Consider the following 15,618-nt stretch of genomic DNA (forward strand, 5'->3'; position numbering starts at 1 on the left):
GAACCAAAACCGCTGTGGCTGGCATCGCGTAGAAATCCGAGTATACACCAGAGCGGGGACGTTGCGGGGAGGGGGAATTGATGATAATCGCCCGCCACAGGAGGTGCCTGTGGCGGGCGCTGGCAAGGTTATTTGGCTAACAGCTCTCGGCGCACGATCTCGGCACCTGCGCTTAACGCATTCAGCTTGCCGCGGGCGACCTGACGGGGCAGGGGGGCCATGCCGCAGTTGGTCGACGGATAGAGCTTGTCGGCATCGACAAACTGCAGCGCTTTGCGCAGCGTAGCGGCCACTTCTTCCGGCGTCTCAACGGCATGATTCGCTACGTCGATGGCGCCGACCATCACCTTTTTGCCGCGGATCAGTTCAAGCAGATCCATCGGCACGTGCGAGTTATGGCACTCCAGGGAGATGATATCGATGTTGGACGTTTGCAGTTTCGGAAACGCCTCTTCATATTGCCGCCATTCCGAGCCCAGCGTCTTTTTCCAGTCGGTATTGGCTTTAATCCCATATCCATAGCAGATATGTACGGCGGTTTCACACTTAAGCCCTTCAATGGCTCTTTCCAGGGCGGCAATGCCCCAGTCATTCACCTCGTCAAAGAACACGTTAAATGCGGGCTCATCAAACTGAATAATGTCGACGCCGGCGGCCTCGAGCTCTTTAGCTTCCTGATTGAGGATCTTGGCGAACTCCCAGGCCAATTTCTCGCGGCTTTTATAGTGGTTGTCATAAAGCGTGTCGATCATGGTCATCGGCCCCGGCAGGGCCCATTTAATCGGCTGCTTGGTCAGCTGGCGTAAAAATTTGGCGTCTTCAACGAAAACGGGTTTTTGGCGCGAGACCGCCCCCACAACGGTTGGCACGCTCGCCTCGTAGCGATTGCGGATTTTAACCACTTCGCGTTTCTCGAAATCGACGCCGCTGAGGTGTTCGATAAACGTCGTGACGAAGTGCTGGCGCGTTTGCTCGCCATCGCTGACGATATCGATGCCGGCCTGTTGTTGCTCTGCCAGCGACAAACGCAAGGCGTCCTGTTTCCCTTCGATTAATTCTTCATTCTGCAATTTCCAAGGCGACCACAGGGTTTCCGGTTGGGCCAGCCAGACAGGTTTGGGCAAGCTGCCGGCGGTCGACGTAGGGAGCAATATTTTCATAATAGATGACCTGTATTTGAGTGAATCAAAGCGCGTAGTGAGCAGACCATTGCTCAAGAAGAGGTTTATAGGGTTTGATAAATTGCTCTTCCGTAAATTTCCCCTGCTCAATCGCTAACTGGCTACGCTCTTCGCGATCGTAAACAATCTTGGTTAATGAATGATCCTGGTTATTCAGGCTTGGCTGATAGCATTGCCCCGCCGCCGAGTTGGCATTGTAAATTTCAGGCCGATAAATTTTCTGGAAGGTCTCCATCGTGCTGATGGTGCCGATCAGTTCCAGATCGGTGTAATCGCTCAGCAAATCCCCGGGGAAATAAAACGCCAGGGGCGCGACGCTATTTTTCGGCATGAAGTAGCGCACCTGCAGGCCCATTTTTTTAAAATACTGGTCGGTCAGCGAAGCGCCGTCTTGCCGATACTCGTCGCCCAACACCGGGTGTTGATTGCCCGTCCGATGGTAGGTGTCTTTGCTGGACACGCTGAGGCAGATCACCGGCGGTTTGCTGAAATTTTCATGGTATTCGTTTGAATTGACGAAGTGCTTAAAGATATTGCCGTGCAAATCGCCGAAATCATCCGGAATGGTAAATTCCGCCGTGTTTTTATTGTGCGCCGGCAGCAAGACGCTAAAGTCGTAGTCGCGCACGTAAGAGGAGAAATTGTTCCCAACGATGCCCTCGATACGCTTTTGCGTTTTTTTATCAATGATGTTGGTTTTCAGGATTTCGATCACCGGGAAGCTGGCACCCTGATCTTCAACGCGCATCTCAACCGAGATGATTTCAAGCTCGACCGAATAGCGATCGGCCTTGGGGTTATCCCAATGCGCCAACGTATTGAAGCGGTTGTTAATCATCACCAGCGTATTGCGCAGGTTCTCCCGGCGGTTTTCCCCTCTGGCCAAATTGGCGAAGTTGGTGGTGATACGCGTACTTTCAGAAGGGTTATAATCTTCATCGAAAGAACTGCTCTTAATCGTAAAGGTAAAGTCTCTATTCATCGTCTTATAGCATCCTGTTATATGGTATGATGGCTGGATTTATCCATTTTTTTCAATGGGTTGTTTTTCTCTTTTTTTCATTCAGCCGATTTCATATTGTCTGTCGTTAATGAGGTCTATTTTTGCCAGAGTCCCGCAGGGAGTGAAAGAGACTTAATTTCATTACCACATGAGCGCTATTCATGATCTGGCGTTCGGGTCGGTTTATCGCCGTTGCCCTGCAGCGCAAACCGCCAACGTACCGGGCCGGCAACCTGGTGCAGCCTGAAAAATTACGGGTATAATCCCCCCATGATCCCACGGCTTCAGACACGAACATGACAAAACTCACCTTACAAGAGCAGATGCTCAAAGCGGGCTTGGTAACCAGCAAGAAAATGGCCAAAGTCCAAAGAACGGCTAAAAAATCACGCGTTCAGGCCCGTGAGGCCAGAGAGGCGGTGGAAGAGAATAAAAAGGCGCAGCTTGAGCGCGATAAGCAGTTGAACGAGCAGCAAAAGCAAGCCGCGCTGTCCAAAGAATACAAGGCGCAGGTGAAGCAACTGATCGAGATGAACCGCATCGTTCTGGCGAAAGGTGATATCGGTTTCAACTTCACCGACGGCAACCTGATCAAGAAAATCCTGGTGGATAAGGCGACGCAGACTCAGCTGATCAATGGCCGCCTCGCCATTGCCCGCTTGGTGGTCGAGAACCGGGAAGAGTGTGAATACGCGATTATCCCCGCGAGCGTCGCCGATAAAATCGCGCAGCGCGATGCGGCCAGCATTGTGCTGCACAGTGCGCTGAGTCAGGAAGAGCAGGATGAAGACGATCCGTACGCCGACTTTAAAGTGCCCGACGATTTGATGTGGTAAGCCGCGTTCAGAACGGCGCGGCGTGACGAGCGGCGATCCGCTCTCCGCTGATGGGGTGCACAAAGTCCAGCTCGCTGGCGTGCAGCATCAGCCGCGGCGTCTGTTCGGTACCCGGCAGCAGGCGCCCGCCGTACAGATCGCAGCCTAAAATAGGGTGGCCCAACTGCCGGCTGTGAATACGCAGCTGGTGGGTGCGCCCGGTCTCCGGGGTGAGCTGCACCCGCGTCAGCGGTAGCGAGATCCCGCCTTCCGTTTCACGATAAAAACGCTCGACGACCCGATAGCGGGAGCGGGCGGGCTTGCCGTGGAGGGCGCAAATCGACATCAGCGGGAACAGCGCCGGATCTTTGGCGATCGCCGCGTCTATGACCCCTTCGTTATTCGCCAGATGGCCGCACAGCAGCGCGCTGTACACTTTGCTGACGGTGCGCTCGCTGAACTGCCGGCAGAGCGCGGCGTTGGCGGCCTTGTTGCGGGCCACCACCATCAACCCGGACGTGCCGAAATCCAGGCGGTGCACCAGGGCGCAGCCGGGGAAGATCTGTACCAGCCGGTGGTGTACCGAATCGAGATTCTGCGGATTCTTGCCCGAGAGGCTGAGCAGCCCGGCCGGCTTATTGATCAGCGCCAGATGATCGTCCTGATAGAGGATCTCTATTGGGTCATGGCATGGCGGGGCGATAAAGGTATCGGTGATCGTAGACATCGGGCGGCCGGCTGGTGGGTGGGGGCGGATGATAGCGAATTTCGCGTCGATGAGCGAATGCGGTTTTCGTTACACTGCGGCTCATGCCCGTTGGCACCCGATGCGGCAAAGCATCGGGTGCCACGGTTAAGTCCCCGGCGCTCTACTGCCCGTAGTAGGCGTTTTGGCCGTGTTTGCGCAGGTAGTGTTTGTCCAACAGCTCGCGCTGCATGCTGTGAATGCCCGGCGTCAGCTGGCGCGAGAAAATGCCCATGTAGGCGATCTCTTCTAGCACCACCGCATTATGTACCGCGTTGTGGGCGTCTTTGCCCCAGGCGAAGGGGCCGTGGGCATTGACCAGTACCGCCGGGATCGCGTTGGGATTGATATCGCGCTGGCGGAAGGTTTCGATAATCACGTTGCCGGTTTCCAGTTCGTAATCGTGCTCAATTTCATCCTGGGTCATCAGGCGAGTGCAGGGGATAGCGCCATAAAAATAGTCGGCGTGGGTGGTTCCCCAGGCGGGGATGTCCAGCCCGGCCTGCGCCCAGATGGTGGCGTGGCGCGAATGGGTGTGGACGATGCCGCCGATATCGGCAAATTCGCGGTACAGCGCCAGATGGGTGGCGGTGTCCGACGACGGTTTTTTTGCCCCCTCGACGGTGCGGCCGCTGGCCAGATCGACCACCACCATATCCTCCGCCGTCATATGCTCGTATTCAACGCCGGAAGGCTTGATCACCACCAGACCGCGTTCGCGATCCACCGCGCTGACGTTGCCCCAGGTAAAGGTCACCAGCTTATGGCGCGGCAGATCGAGATTGGCCTCCAGCACCTGTTGTTTTAACTGAGTCAGCATGTCATGCCCCCTTGTTGCATTTTCTGTTCGATCCAGCGGCGGGCCTGAACGATCTCGGCCACCGGCTCCTCGGCTTTTTCGGTCCACATCTCAATCAGGAATGCGCCGCGGTAATTGAGGCGCTGCAGCGTGCGAAACACCTCGACGAAGTCGACGCAGCCTTCGCCAAACGGCACGTCGCGGAATTGCCCCGGCGAAGTGGCGGTGACCGGGTAGGTGTCTTTCAGGTGAATGGCGGCGATGCGATCGATGCCCAGCTCCAGCTCGCGCGGCACGTCATTGCCCCAGGCGCTGAGGTTGCCGACGTCTGGATACACCGAGAACCACGGCGAGGCCAGCAGGGCGTCCCAGGCTTTCCATTTAGCGATCGAGTTCATAAAGGCGGTGTCCATAATTTCCACCGCCAGCATCACCTGGGCGGCGGCGGCACGGTCTACCGCCCACTGCATGCCTTCGCTAAAGCGCGCCAGCGTCCCCTCGTCCTGCTCTTCGTAATACACGTCGTAGCCGGCCAGCTGGATCGTCCGGATACCGACATCTTTGGCCAGCTGAATGGCCTGTTCCATCACGTCGAAGGCGCGCTGTCGCAGCGCCGGATCGTGGCTGCCAAACGGAAAGCGCCGGTGGCCGGAGAGGCACATCGACGGAATGCGGATGCCGGTTTCCAGCATGGCGTCCACCAGCGCCAGGCGCTGCGCCTTGCTCCAGCTCAGGCGCGCCAGACGTTCATCGCTTTCGTCCACCGACATTTCGACGAAGTCGAAGCCGCAGGCCTTGGCCAGCGCCAGGCGTTCGGGCCAGCTCAGGTGTTTCGGCAGCGCTTTCTCGTAAATTCCCAACGGGTGCTGACGCATATCATGATCTCCAGATGTCATCGATGGCGGTGCGGAACTGCCTGGCGGCGGCCGGCGGATCGCCGGCCTCGGCCAGCGCGCGGCCGGCGATAAAGGCGGTGACGGCGATTTCTTTAAACAGCGGCAGGTCGGCGGGCGTGATGCCGCCGGTCACCGACAGCTCGATGCCCAGATCGGACAGCGCCTTCATCCGATCCAGATCCTGCCGGCCCCAGGTTTGCCCGCTGGCCTGCGCGTCGCGGCCGCGGTGATAGATCGCCTGACGAATGCCGAGGCCGCGCCATTGCCGCGCGTCCTCCAATGTCCAGCGGCCGAACAGTTCGATCTGGATTTCACCGCCGTGACGCTCGGCGACCTCCCGCGCGCTGGCCATGGTGGCCAACGGCGCGGCGCAGATCACCGTCATCCAGTCCGCGCCCTGGCCGAAGGCCTGATCGGCCAGTGTCGCACCGGCGTCGGCCACCTTGAGATCGGCCACCAGCGTGTGCTGCGGACAGCGCTCACGCAGCGCGCTAACCGCCTGAATACCGGCGCTGATGCACAAAATGGTACCGGCCTCGATGATGTCCACATGGGGGCTGAGGGTCTCGGCGGTGCGCAGCGCCGTATCCAAACGGGTTTGATCGAGCGCCAGCTGCAGGCGCGGTTTCGTGCTCATGGGGCCTCCTTGTTGGCGGGCTGCAGATTTTGCAATGCAGCAATCAGCGCCTGATAACGTTGGTGTTTGTGGTCGTAAGCTTCGGCGGCGGCCGCATCAGGCAGCAGCCGCTCGATACGCGGCGCCAGCCGGTGCTGGGCGGCGGTGAAATCGTTGAAGACGCCGCTGCCGACCATGGCCGCCATCGCCGCGCCCATACAGCCGGTTTCTTCCACCTGCGGCAGCTCAACCGGCAGACCGCTGACGTCGGCGAACATTTGCATCCAGGGGCGGGATTTGGCGGGGCCGCCGGTCACGCGCAGCGCCTGCGCCTCAGGGAAACGCCGGCGCATACGGTTAAGGTGCGTCATGTGGCAGAACACCACGCCTTCGTAGATCGCCTGCACCAGGTGCTCGCGCTGGTGGAAGGCCTGCAGGCCGTAGAAGCTGGCGCTCAGCCCCAGGCCGGCGTTGGAGCCATACAGGAAAGGGGCGAACAGCAGATCGCCGGCGGCTTTCGGCAGGGCGGCGACCCAGCGGTTAAGCTGGTCGTAGTCCTGCAGCCCCCATTGGTGACAGAACCATTCCAGGTTGGCGGCGGAAGTGGGGCTGGCTTCGTGCACGATGTATTGGCCGTTTTCGGCGTGGCGGCCATAGACAAAGGGATGATCGAAACCCTCGATGATGGCGTCGGTGATGCCGCTGGTGACCGACCAGGTCCCCATCACCGCGTTGAGCCGGGTTTCGTCCTGCAGGCCGGCGCACAACGCGGTGGACACCACGTCGAACAACCCGCCGACCACCGGGGTGCCGATTTGCAGGCCGGTGATGGCCGCGGCGTTTGCCTCGACGCGGCCGGCGATATCGGCCGAACCGACGATCGTCGGCAGGGCGGGCATGATGTCGCCGATGCCCAGCAGCTGCGCCAGCGCCGGGTCATAGCGTCCGCTGCGCATCTGATACAGGTTGGATTCGGAGATATTGGTTTCTTCGCAGGCCAGCTCGCCGGTCAGGCAATAGCGCAGGTAGTCGTGCGCCATCAGCACGCTGCCGATGCGGGCGTAACGTTCCGGCTGATGCCGCTTCAGCCAGCGCAGCAGCGAGACCGGGTGCCCGGTCCACAGCGTTTGGCGCGTTTGCGGATACAGCGCCTGCGGCACGCCCTGTCGTTGCCATTCCTGCACCAGCGCCAGCGCGCGCTGATCGGAAGAGAGCATGGCGTTGCCCAGCGGCTGCCCCTGCTTATCCAGCAGAAACGCCCCCTTACCCTGCGCCGAGATGCCGATGGCCTGGATGGCGCCGGCAGCGACGCCGCTGGCGGACAGCACTTCACGGATCACGTCGGCGGCGGTGCGCCACAGCGATGCCATATCGCGCTCGGCCCAGCCGGGCTGCGGCGCGACGATCGCCAGATTGCGCCGCGCAACGCCGTGTTCATGGCCCCTGCGGTCGTATAAACCCGCCTTGATGAAGGTACCGCCGCAGTCGAGTCCCAGCCAATATTCCATCATTCGCTCCTCGCGCTGTGGTCGCATTTATTGGGCAGCATCAACGCCAGCACGGAGGCGATCGCCAACGAGGCCGCCAGGCTGTAGACACCGACATCCTTGTTGAACAGGCTGATCAGGACGCCGACCATATACGGGCCGCAAAAGCCGCCGAGGTTGCCCAGCGCATTGATCACGCCACGTGCGCCGCCGGCCACTTCGGCGTTGAACAATTTGGGCGGGATGGTCCAGAACACCCCGGCCGCCGCCTGAATGAATACGCCGCAGCCGACCAGCGCAGCGTAAGACCACCAGATGTGATCCTTCAGCAGCACCGACAGCGCCATGCAGGCGGCAAAGCAGGCCAGCGGCAGGGCGACGAAGACTTTGCGCTTACCGGTGCGATCGGAGAGGGTGGAGATGATCAGCATGCCGAAGATGGCGCCGATATAGGGCAAGATAGCCAGCAGGCCCACTTGCTCCATATCGCCGTGGGTCAGCCCTTTCAAAATGGTCGGCAGCCACAGGGTGTAACCGTAGATACCGGTCTGGTAGAAGAAATTCACCAGGATCAGCTGCCACATGATCCGGTCGCCCAGCACCCGGCGCAGCGAGGCGTTGCGCACCGTTTTTCCTTTGATCAGCAGCTGTTCGTCGTGCAGGGTCTTCACCAGATACTCTTTCTCCGCCTGCGAGATCCATTTGGCTTCCTGCGGCCGGTTGCTGATGGTGAAGTACCACAGCGCCATGACTACCAGCGACAGAGCGCCCTCCACCAGAAACAGCATGCGCCAGTCCCAGGCGGTGATGATCCAACCCGACAGCGGGGCGGTGAGAATGCCGGCGATCGGCACGAACATGATGACGATGGCGTTGGCGCGGCCGCGCTCCTTATCCGGGAACCAGTTGCTGATCATGGTCAGCACCACCGGCAGCATGCCGCCTTCGGAAACGCCGAGGGCGAAGCGCAGGAACAGCAGCTGGTACTGGTTGGTGACCAGCCCGGTCAGCACCGAGATCACCGCCCAGGCCAACAGTGACCAGCCGATGAATTTCTTGCCGTTGCCGTATACCGCCAGCTTGCCGCCGGGCACCTGCAGAAACAGGTAACCGATAAAGAAGATGCCGCCGGCCAGCCCGGCCATCGAGGCGGTGATGCCGAGTTCGTCATCCATGCCGCCGGGCATGGCGAAGGCGATGTTGACCCGATCCATGTAAGAAATGATGCAGGTGATGAGGATCGGCGGCACGATCCTCAGCCAGCGGAGCTTGGGAATAGCCTGGCTTTGGCTGACGGAAACGGAGGCTGTATTCATAAGGACCTCTTTCGATGTTCACTTTTTTGTAGGGTCGGGCGTTATTGTTTTGCTTAATTTGGGCGCAAGGGCGCCCGCACAGGCCTCATGGACCGGTGTTGTTATCGTTACGAGTGCTGCGTCTATCGGGCGCTAAACGACGCCAGCGGTATCTTCACCACCACCTTGCGTATCGCGCAGGGGCGTTGGTTAATGCAGGCCGGGCGATGCACGTCCTGCGGAAAAAATACCGCGAAGTTGCCGGGCCGCATCGTGAGCCAGGATTCGTCGGCCACGTCCTGATAAAACAGGATGTCGCGCTGCGCCAGCAGCTCCTGATGAATGACGTTGTCGCCGTTGTCCGCCGCTACGCCGATAAGCTCGGTACCGCTGACCAGAAACTGCACGTCGACGTTTTGCCGGTGGACTTCCGGGCGTAGCGCATCCGGTGGTTGGGTATGCAGATCCAGCACTTGCACCACGTAGCCGGTGGCGGGATCTTCATAGCGCCCTGCGGGCAAGACGCTGAAATCGGTGCGCTGCAAATAGGCGACGGCGTTGGCGACCGGCGTCGGGTACTGCTCGGGCGCGGTGTTGGCGATGTGGCCGAATATCATGATGATCCTCCCGTTACAGCGCCTGAATGCGCGCCCAGACTCGTTCGTCAACCGGAATGCCGTCGCGCAGGTTTTCTTCCAGAATGCGCGGGAACTTGTGGCCCGGCAGGCGAATGGCGACGTCGGGGTTGTCCCGTTCGGCGCTGGTGACGTAATCCATGATGCGCTGCAGTTTTTGATCGCGGCTGTCGCCGTCGATCAACCGGTCTATCTCAATCGCGATGAACACCTGCGAGACGCCGTATTCGTCGCGGTGATCTTCCGTCACTTCCGCCACCGAGGCGCCGCCGGACAGCAGGGTGGCGATCATGTCCAGCACGATCGACAGCGCCGATCCTTTCCAATACCCCATTGGCAAAATGCGCCGGTTCTCTTCGATGGTGGCCGGATCGCGGGTCAGGCGGCCGTCGTTGTCGAAGCCGCCGTCCACCGGCAGGGTTTTGCCCGCCAGCCGGTTCAGCTCCAGCGCGCCGTAGGAAAACATCGACATCGACATGTCCACCATGGTGATCGGGTTGCCGGGCACGGCGACGATCAGCGGGTTGGTGCCGATACGGCACGTTTTGGCGCCCCACGGTGGCATCACGGCGATCGAGTTGGTCCAGCAAATGCCGATATAGCCTTTCTCCGCCGCCTGCCAGCCGTAACCGCCGCCGCGCATCCAATGGTTGGCGTTGCGCAGCGCCACCAGGCCGATGCCATGCTCGTCGGCTAACTGCATGGCGCGATCCATCATGCGGCGGGCGGTAAGGTTGCCGATGCCCTGGTGCGCATCCCATTGCTCGATCGCCCCCAGAGACAACAGTTTGCTGGGTTCGGCGTCCGGCACGATATCGCCGGCGTCCAGCTGCTGAATAAAGCGCGGAAAGCGGTTAACGCCGTGGGAGTAAACGCCGCTGGCGGTGGTGTCGGCGAACATGCCGGCGCAGTCGTCGGCGAGATGTTCCGCCACGCCGCGCGCCAGCAGCACGCGTTTGAATTGCTGTTTTAACTCGCTGTAACTCACTCTCATGCCGGTTCTCCGCCTGTGCGAATCGTCTGTTTTTGGTTCGCTAAATTTCAATATGCGAAATTGCATTTCAAATAAATGCTATCCCGGTGATTCAGGGAAGTCAAAGCAAGGGGGAGTAAAATTATTCATGAAAAACATGACGTTAAAATTGAGTGGTGATTTTGTGATCGCCGCCACGTTTTGGTGGAGATGGCGTGCTTCAGACGTGACAAAGCAGGGCGGATCAAAACCCACCCTGCGTCTTGCGAGACCCCGGTTAACCGCGGGTGTTCAGCACCATGCGGTAGAGCGAGGTGGTGGCGGTGATATAGAGTTCATCGCCGTTCGGGCCGCCGAAGGTACAATTGGAGACGCGTTCCGGCACGCTGATTTTGTCGATCTGTCGCCCCTCTGGATCGAATACCAGCACGCCGTCGGCGCAGCTGCAAAACAGATTGCCGGCCCGATCGACGCAGAAGCCGTCCGGGAACCCGGGTTCCACGGTTGCAAAACGGCGGCCGGCTTCCAGCTCGCGACCGTTGACCGCATAGACGCGCAGCTCGCGGCGGCCCAGCGTCGGAAAATCCACGATCGACATGTCCGCCACGTACAGCCATTTTTCATCCGGTGAAAACGCCAGGCCGTTCGGGCGCTGCAGGTCGCAGGCGGCGATGGTCAGCGAACCGTCGCGCGGATCGAAGCTGTAGAGATAGCAGCCGATCACCTGGCTTTCCGATTTGTAACCCTCTTCGTCGCCGATGATGCCGTAGGGCGGATCGGTGAACCACAGGGTGCCGTCGGAACACACCGCCACGTCGTTCGGCGAGTTAAAGCGCTTGCCGTCGACGCGGTCGATCAACAGGCGCACTTCGCCATCGCTTTCGGTGCGGCTGATGCCGCGCCGCCCGTGTTCACAGCTGACCACACGCCCCTCGCCGTCGCGCGCATTGCCGTTGGCGTAGTGCGACGGCGAGCGGTATAGGCTTAGCTCACCCCGGCGCGACCAGCGGAACATGCGATTGCCTTTCACGTCGCTGAACACTACCGCATCCTCTTGCGGCAGCCAGACCGGCCCTTCGGCCCAAATCGCCGGTGAGCACAAGCGCTCGAGCTGAGCGTGCGTGCGCAATGAATGCCGAATGCCGCCGTTCACTTCACGCCCCAGATCGCTTTGTAATGGCCCTGGTAATCGTTTTGCGGGTCATACAGGTTATTGGCGCCGCCGTCGGCGGCGATATTGTCGCGGGTGACCAGATGCGCCGGGGTGACGTAGCCGGAAGGCGGCTGCTTGGCGAAGGCGCGGTTGAATTCGTCCAGCAGCTGCCAACCGTGCAGTTTCAAGGGCTCCGGCACCGTCGCCGACTGGCTGTCGCCCGACCGGATACGCTGGTAAGCGGAGATTGAACCGTCGCCGGCCGACACGTTGTAAGGCGCGTTCTTGCCGCCTTTGCCGGCGGTTTTCAGCGCCGGCGCCATAAAGTCGAAATACAGATCGTTGATCGCCAGCGCATATTGGAATTTGTCGCCGTACTTCTGCAGCAGGCTGAAGGTCATTGCCGGCATGCGGTTGGCGGTATCTGCCAGCGGCGTGTCGATGAATTCCAGCAGCGTACAGCCGCTGCATTTGGCGATCTCTTCTTTCATGACGTTGGCCTTGTCCAAGGCGATTTGGTACAGCGAGTCGGTGAAGATCAACACGCTCGCCTTGCCGCCGGACTGCACCACCGCGTATTGCGCGGCGATGCGCGCCACTTCGTTGGAATCCGACGTGACGTTATAGAACACATTGTATTTGGCGATAGGGCCCGGTTCCGGCACCGCATGCCAGGCGGTCAGCACGATGCCCTGCTGTACGGCCTTTTTCAGCGGGATCTTGGCGACGTTAGGGTTCCAGCCGCCGATCACGATACCGTCTGGTTTCTGGGCGATGGCCTGATTGAGCGATGCCAGCTGATCTTTCACCGAGCCGCCGCCGTCGAGCGTTTCCAGCTTCCAGCCGGCGGCTTTCGCCGCTTCGCTCAACCCCTGTTGCACCCCTTGCACGCCGCCGTTCTTCATGTCGGAGGCGATAAAAATGATCTTCTTGTTGGCCTGCAGCTGCGGGCCGCTGGTGGGGCCGTCCCACTGGGTGACGCTGGCGGTAGCCTTCGCCACGGCGGCGGTGGCCTGATCGAGATAGGCGTCGGCCCAGACCGGCGATGCGGCGAGCAAGAATGTGGTGAACCCCGGTAACAGCCAAATGCGTTTCATGGTGTGCTCCTGGTTTAAGGGTGGGTCGCTGTCTGATTGTTGTTGTCAGCCGGCGTCGCCTGGCTGCGTTGTACCGCTTTCTGATTGAGCAGCCGACGGCGTTGGGCATAGCCGGCCAGGGTGATCGACAGCAACAGCGTCGCGCCGTTGAACAGCGGCTCGACCCAGAATTCGCCGCCGAACTGCTGAATGCCGGCGATGCCGATAGCCAGAATGGCGATGCCGACCACGGTGCCCCAGACGTTGACGCGCCCTGGGCGAATGGTGGTGCTGCCGAGGAAGGCGCCGACCAGCGCCGGCAGCAGATAGTCCATGCCGACGCTGGCCTGGCCGACGCCCTGTTCGGCGGCGATCAACACGCCGCTGAAACCGGTGAGCACGCTGGAGGCGATGAAGGCGCCGATGGTAAAGCGGTTGACCGAGATGCCGTTCAGGCGCGCCGCCGCCGGGTTGCCGCCCACCGCATACATGCAGCGGCCGAGCGGGGTGTGTTCGGTGATGAGCCACAGCACCACCGCGACGATCAGCACGTAAAACGCCACGATCGGAATGCCGGCGATCTCGGTGTGGTGCAGCGCGATGAAGGCATCCGGCAAGTCGCCGACGATCTGCCGCCCGCCGGAGTGCCACAGGGCAATGGCGTACAGTACGGTGCCGGAGCCGAGGGTGGCGACGAAGCTGTCGATATCGGCCAGCGCCACCAGAATGCCGTTCAGCAACCCGTACAGCGCCGAGATCGCCAGCACCGTCAGCACCGCCATCTGCCAGGAGAAGCCGTATTCCACCTGCAGCGTGATCGCCAGAATGTGCCACAGCACAATGCCGAAACCGACGTTAAGATCGATCTTGCCCACGATCATCGGGATGGTCGCCGCCAGCGCCAACAGGGCGATTTTGGCCTTGCTCGACAAGATAGCCTGCAGCGTCAGCATCGATGCGAAGGAGGGGGTGAGCAGTGAGAACAGCACGACCAGCGCGATGCACAGCAGCAGCAGGCCATAGCGGGTGAGAACCTGCATCAGCCACGGGCCGGCGCCGTCCTGCGCCAGGCTGACGCGCTGCTCCAGTGCGGTTGATTTAACGGATGTTTTAGACATGGCCTACCTCGGATTCTGACGTGATTGCGACGTTTTCCCCAGTGCTGGCAGAGGCCAGCTCCAATAAATTGGCGAATGACACCTGCTGATTTTTCAGCTCGCCGACCACTTTCCCGCGGTTGAATACCAGTGCGCGGTTGCAAATATGGGCGATCTCCTCGAAATCGTTGGAGATAACCAGCACTGCCACGTCTTCCGCCAGGGATTTATTCAGCAGATGGTAGATTTCCGCGCGCGCGCCGACGTCCACGCCGGCGGTGGGATCTTCCAGGATCAGCAGCGGCGCCCCCAGATGCATCCAGCGCGCCATCACCACCTTTTGCTGGTTGCCGCCGGACAGCGCGCTGATATCGATATTGACGTCCTTGGGGCGTACGTCGAACAGCTGCACCTTCCACCAACTGGCGCCGATCTCCGCTCGCCGCCCGTAGCGGGAGAGCAGCCGGTGGCCGCTGGCGCAGGGGTTGATAAACAGGTTTTCACGCACGCTCATCGACATCACCAGGCTTTCGCCGGTGCGATCGCCCGCCACCAGCGAAACGCCGCAGGCCATCGCCTGCTGCGGGGTGCTCGCCTGATAGGGCCGATCGCGAAATCGAATCGCGCCGCCGTCGGCCTGGCGCAACCCGAACAGCAGCCGGCCAATCTCTTCTTGCCCGGCCCCGCGCAGGCCGGCCAGCGCCAGCATCTCGCCCGGCTGCAAGTCGAAGCTCACCGGGCCGATGTCGCCCACCGTGACGCTATCGAGCTGCAGCACCGGCGGACGATGTTCCGGCAGCGGTTCGCGCTGATCGTCCGCCATCGCTTCGCCGACGATGGTTTGCACCAGATCGCGCAGCGAGTAGTCGGCGGTGCGACCGCCGGCGACATAGCGCCCGTCGCGCATCACGCAGATCCGATCGGCGATTTCGATCACTTCGTCCAGACGGTGGGTGACATAAATCATGCCGACCTTTTTGGCGCGCAGCCGGTTGATCACGGCGAACAGATGACGCACGTCGTTGGCGGGCAGGGAGGCGGTCGGTTCATCCAGCACCAGCAGCTCGGCGTTGACCGCCACCGCGCGAGCGATCGCCAGCAGCGATTTTTCGGTGCGCGACAGTTCGAAGACGCGCGCATCGGGATCGAGCGCGATGCCGACGTCTTGCAGCGCCTGCGCCGCCCGGCGGCGAATGGCGCGCCAGTCGATCAGCCCAAAGCGGCGGGGAAACCCCATCACCAGCGCCATGTTTTCCGCCACCGTCATCCATTCGATCAGGCCGAGATCCTGATGAATAAAGGCGATCGGCTGGCGGCTGGTGCTTTTTATCGCGGCGGCGGAGGCGATGCTTGCGCCCTGAAAGCGAATATCGCCGCCGTCGCGCGGGTAGACGCCCGCCAGCACTTTGATCAGCGTCGATTTGCCGGCGCCATTTTCGCCCAGCAACGCCAGAACTTCGCCCGGCATCACCTGCAGGCTGACGTCGTTGACCGCCACGTTGCCGCCAAATCGTTTGACGATGTGGCTGAGGGTAAGGATGGGTTGTGCCGCATTATCCATAGTCATGTGATGCGCCCCTGGTGTCGTGCCCGTGCGAAGATGTCGGGCAAATTAGCCAAACTACTGGTGAGTATCTGGTCTTTAAATTTCAATATGCGAAATTCAATTTCAAAAATAATATGACGTTCGTTGCGCTAAATCAAAGGCGGTGAGGTTTTAATTATTGTTATTAAACAATGAGTTATTTTTTACTTTGCGGAAGTGTGACCGATGGCTCACTTCAACACGGGGGAAATATTGCGGATTTTTATCCCGCTGCGGACAATGAAACGGCGTTCCGTCTTCA

15 protein-coding genes are annotated in these 15,618 nt (G+C 60.4%); 1 reads left to right on the top strand and 14 read right to left on the bottom strand.

The features are described from left to right. Positions 1-128 precede the first annotated feature (128 nt). Positions 129-1,160 (bottom strand): methionine synthase, encoded by a 1,032-nt coding sequence (locus ACJ8J4_RS19860; protein WP_025304175.1) that lies wholly within the window; start codon positions 1,158-1,160, stop codon positions 129-131. Positions 1,161-1,185: 25 nt separating this feature from the next. After that, positions 1,186-2,163, bottom strand: a complete 978-nt coding sequence (locus ACJ8J4_RS19865) for a DUF1852 domain-containing protein (RefSeq protein ID WP_099817438.1) — start codon at positions 2,161-2,163, stop codon at positions 1,186-1,188. 317 nt (positions 2,164-2,480) lie between these two features. On the opposite strand from ACJ8J4_RS19865, the gene ACJ8J4_RS19870 reads away from it, so the two are divergent. Next, the gene (locus tag ACJ8J4_RS19870) at positions 2,481-3,020 is read left to right on the top strand and encodes a DUF2058 domain-containing protein (protein ID WP_033635867.1); all 540 of its coding nucleotides are present in this window, start codon (positions 2,481-2,483) and stop codon (positions 3,018-3,020) included. A gap of 7 nt (positions 3,021-3,027) precedes the next feature. On the opposite strand, the gene ACJ8J4_RS19875 is transcribed toward ACJ8J4_RS19870, so the two are convergent. The 12 genes from ACJ8J4_RS19875 to ACJ8J4_RS19930 form a co-directional block, all read right to left on the bottom strand. After that, positions 3,028-3,726, bottom strand: coding sequence for an RluA family pseudouridine synthase (locus ACJ8J4_RS19875; protein WP_025304172.1), 699 nt, complete (start codon positions 3,724-3,726; stop codon positions 3,028-3,030). 142 nt (positions 3,727-3,868) lie between these two features. After that, a complete protein-coding gene (gene araD / locus ACJ8J4_RS19880) occupies positions 3,869-4,564 on the bottom strand; it encodes an L-ribulose-5-phosphate 4-epimerase (RefSeq protein WP_025304171.1) in 696 nt (231 codons plus the stop codon). After that, positions 4,558-5,418 carry an L-ribulose-5-phosphate 3-epimerase gene (locus ACJ8J4_RS19885; protein ID WP_043142677.1) on the bottom strand — a complete coding sequence of 287 codons (861 nt, stop codon included), beginning with the start codon at positions 5,416-5,418 and terminating at the stop codon, positions 4,558-4,560. The genes araD and ACJ8J4_RS19885 overlap by 7 nt, the downstream gene beginning before the upstream one ends. Before the next feature lies 1 nt (position 5,419). Next, positions 5,420-6,076 carry a 3-keto-L-gulonate-6-phosphate decarboxylase UlaD gene (gene ulaD, locus ACJ8J4_RS19890; RefSeq protein ID WP_025304169.1) on the bottom strand — a complete coding sequence of 219 codons (657 nt, stop codon included), beginning with the start codon at positions 6,074-6,076 and terminating at the stop codon, positions 5,420-5,422. Beyond that, a complete protein-coding gene (locus tag ACJ8J4_RS19895) occupies positions 6,073-7,563 on the bottom strand; it encodes an FGGY-family carbohydrate kinase (protein ID WP_319637003.1) in 1,491 nt (496 codons plus the stop codon). The genes ulaD and ACJ8J4_RS19895 overlap by 4 nt, the downstream gene beginning before the upstream one ends. Further along, a complete protein-coding gene (locus tag ACJ8J4_RS19900) occupies positions 7,563-8,858 on the bottom strand; it encodes an MFS transporter (protein WP_025304167.1) in 1,296 nt (431 codons plus the stop codon). The genes ACJ8J4_RS19895 and ACJ8J4_RS19900 overlap by 1 nt, the downstream gene beginning before the upstream one ends. A gap of 122 nt (positions 8,859-8,980) precedes the next feature. Then, positions 8,981-9,454, bottom strand: coding sequence for a YhcH/YjgK/YiaL family protein (locus tag ACJ8J4_RS19905; RefSeq protein ID WP_025304166.1), 474 nt, complete (start codon positions 9,452-9,454; stop codon positions 8,981-8,983). A 13-nt stretch (positions 9,455-9,467) separates the two neighbouring features. Continuing rightward, on the bottom strand, positions 9,468-10,466 hold the full coding sequence (gene yiaK, locus ACJ8J4_RS19910) for a 3-dehydro-L-gulonate 2-dehydrogenase (RefSeq protein WP_025304165.1): 999 nt from the start codon (positions 10,464-10,466) through the stop codon (positions 9,468-9,470). Positions 10,467-10,722: 256 nt separating this feature from the next. After that, positions 10,723-11,598, bottom strand: coding sequence for an SMP-30/gluconolactonase/LRE family protein (locus ACJ8J4_RS19915; RefSeq protein WP_170311444.1), 876 nt, complete (start codon positions 11,596-11,598; stop codon positions 10,723-10,725). Then, positions 11,595-12,695, bottom strand: a complete 1,101-nt coding sequence (locus ACJ8J4_RS19920; protein ID WP_049296199.1) for an ABC transporter substrate-binding protein — start codon at positions 12,693-12,695, stop codon at positions 11,595-11,597. Before ACJ8J4_RS19920 ends, ACJ8J4_RS19915 begins: the two co-directional genes overlap by 4 nt. Positions 12,696-12,709: 14 nt before the next feature. Further along, on the bottom strand, positions 12,710-13,792 hold the full coding sequence (locus tag ACJ8J4_RS19925; protein ID WP_016930014.1) for an ABC transporter permease: 1,083 nt from the start codon (positions 13,790-13,792) through the stop codon (positions 12,710-12,712). Continuing rightward, positions 13,785-15,338 carry a sugar ABC transporter ATP-binding protein gene (locus tag ACJ8J4_RS19930; protein WP_164099987.1) on the bottom strand — a complete coding sequence of 518 codons (1,554 nt, stop codon included), beginning with the start codon at positions 15,336-15,338 and terminating at the stop codon, positions 13,785-13,787. The genes ACJ8J4_RS19925 and ACJ8J4_RS19930 overlap by 8 nt, the downstream gene beginning before the upstream one ends. Between the last annotated feature and the right edge of the window lie 280 nt (positions 15,339-15,618).

The organism is Serratia sp. CY47280 (assembly GCF_052168655.1).
In the GTDB taxonomy this organism is placed as follows: Bacteria; Pseudomonadota; Gammaproteobacteria; order Enterobacterales; family Enterobacteriaceae; genus Serratia; species Serratia bockelmannii.

What these genes read in the sequence shown, in the direction of transcription:
- ACJ8J4_RS19930 (WP_164099987.1), bottom strand. Translation starts at nt 15,338, where the DNA reads ATGACTATGGATAATGCGGCACAACCCATCCTTACCCTCAGCCACATC.
- ACJ8J4_RS19875 (WP_025304172.1), bottom strand. Translation starts at nt 3,726, where the DNA reads ATGTCTACGATCACCGATACCTTTATCGCCCCGCCATGCCATGACCCA.
- araD (WP_025304171.1), bottom strand. Translation starts at nt 4,564, where the DNA reads ATGCTGACTCAGTTAAAACAACAGGTGCTGGAGGCCAATCTCGATCTG.
- ACJ8J4_RS19895 (WP_319637003.1), bottom strand. Translation starts at nt 7,563, where the DNA reads ATGGAATATTGGCTGGGACTCGACTGCGGCGGTACCTTCATCAAGGCG.
- ACJ8J4_RS19865 (WP_099817438.1), bottom strand. Translation starts at nt 2,163, where the DNA reads ATGAATAGAGACTTTACCTTTACGATTAAGAGCAGTTCTTTCGATGAA.
- ACJ8J4_RS19870 (WP_033635867.1), top strand. Translation starts at nt 2,481, where the DNA reads ATGACAAAACTCACCTTACAAGAGCAGATGCTCAAAGCGGGCTTGGTA.
- ACJ8J4_RS19905 (WP_025304166.1), bottom strand. Translation starts at nt 9,454, where the DNA reads ATGATATTCGGCCACATCGCCAACACCGCGCCCGAGCAGTACCCGACG.
- ACJ8J4_RS19920 (WP_049296199.1), bottom strand. Translation starts at nt 12,695, where the DNA reads ATGAAACGCATTTGGCTGTTACCGGGGTTCACCACATTCTTGCTCGCC.
- ulaD (WP_025304169.1), bottom strand. Translation starts at nt 6,076, where the DNA reads ATGAGCACGAAACCGCGCCTGCAGCTGGCGCTCGATCAAACCCGTTTG.
- ACJ8J4_RS19925 (WP_016930014.1), bottom strand. Translation starts at nt 13,792, where the DNA reads ATGTCTAAAACATCCGTTAAATCAACCGCACTGGAGCAGCGCGTCAGC.
- yiaK (WP_025304165.1), bottom strand. Translation starts at nt 10,466, where the DNA reads ATGAGAGTGAGTTACAGCGAGTTAAAACAGCAATTCAAACGCGTGCTG.
- ACJ8J4_RS19860 (WP_025304175.1), bottom strand. Translation starts at nt 1,160, where the DNA reads ATGAAAATATTGCTCCCTACGTCGACCGCCGGCAGCTTGCCCAAACCT.
- ACJ8J4_RS19885 (WP_043142677.1), bottom strand. Translation starts at nt 5,418, where the DNA reads ATGCGTCAGCACCCGTTGGGAATTTACGAGAAAGCGCTGCCGAAACAC.
- ACJ8J4_RS19900 (WP_025304167.1), bottom strand. Translation starts at nt 8,858, where the DNA reads ATGAATACAGCCTCCGTTTCCGTCAGCCAAAGCCAGGCTATTCCCAAG.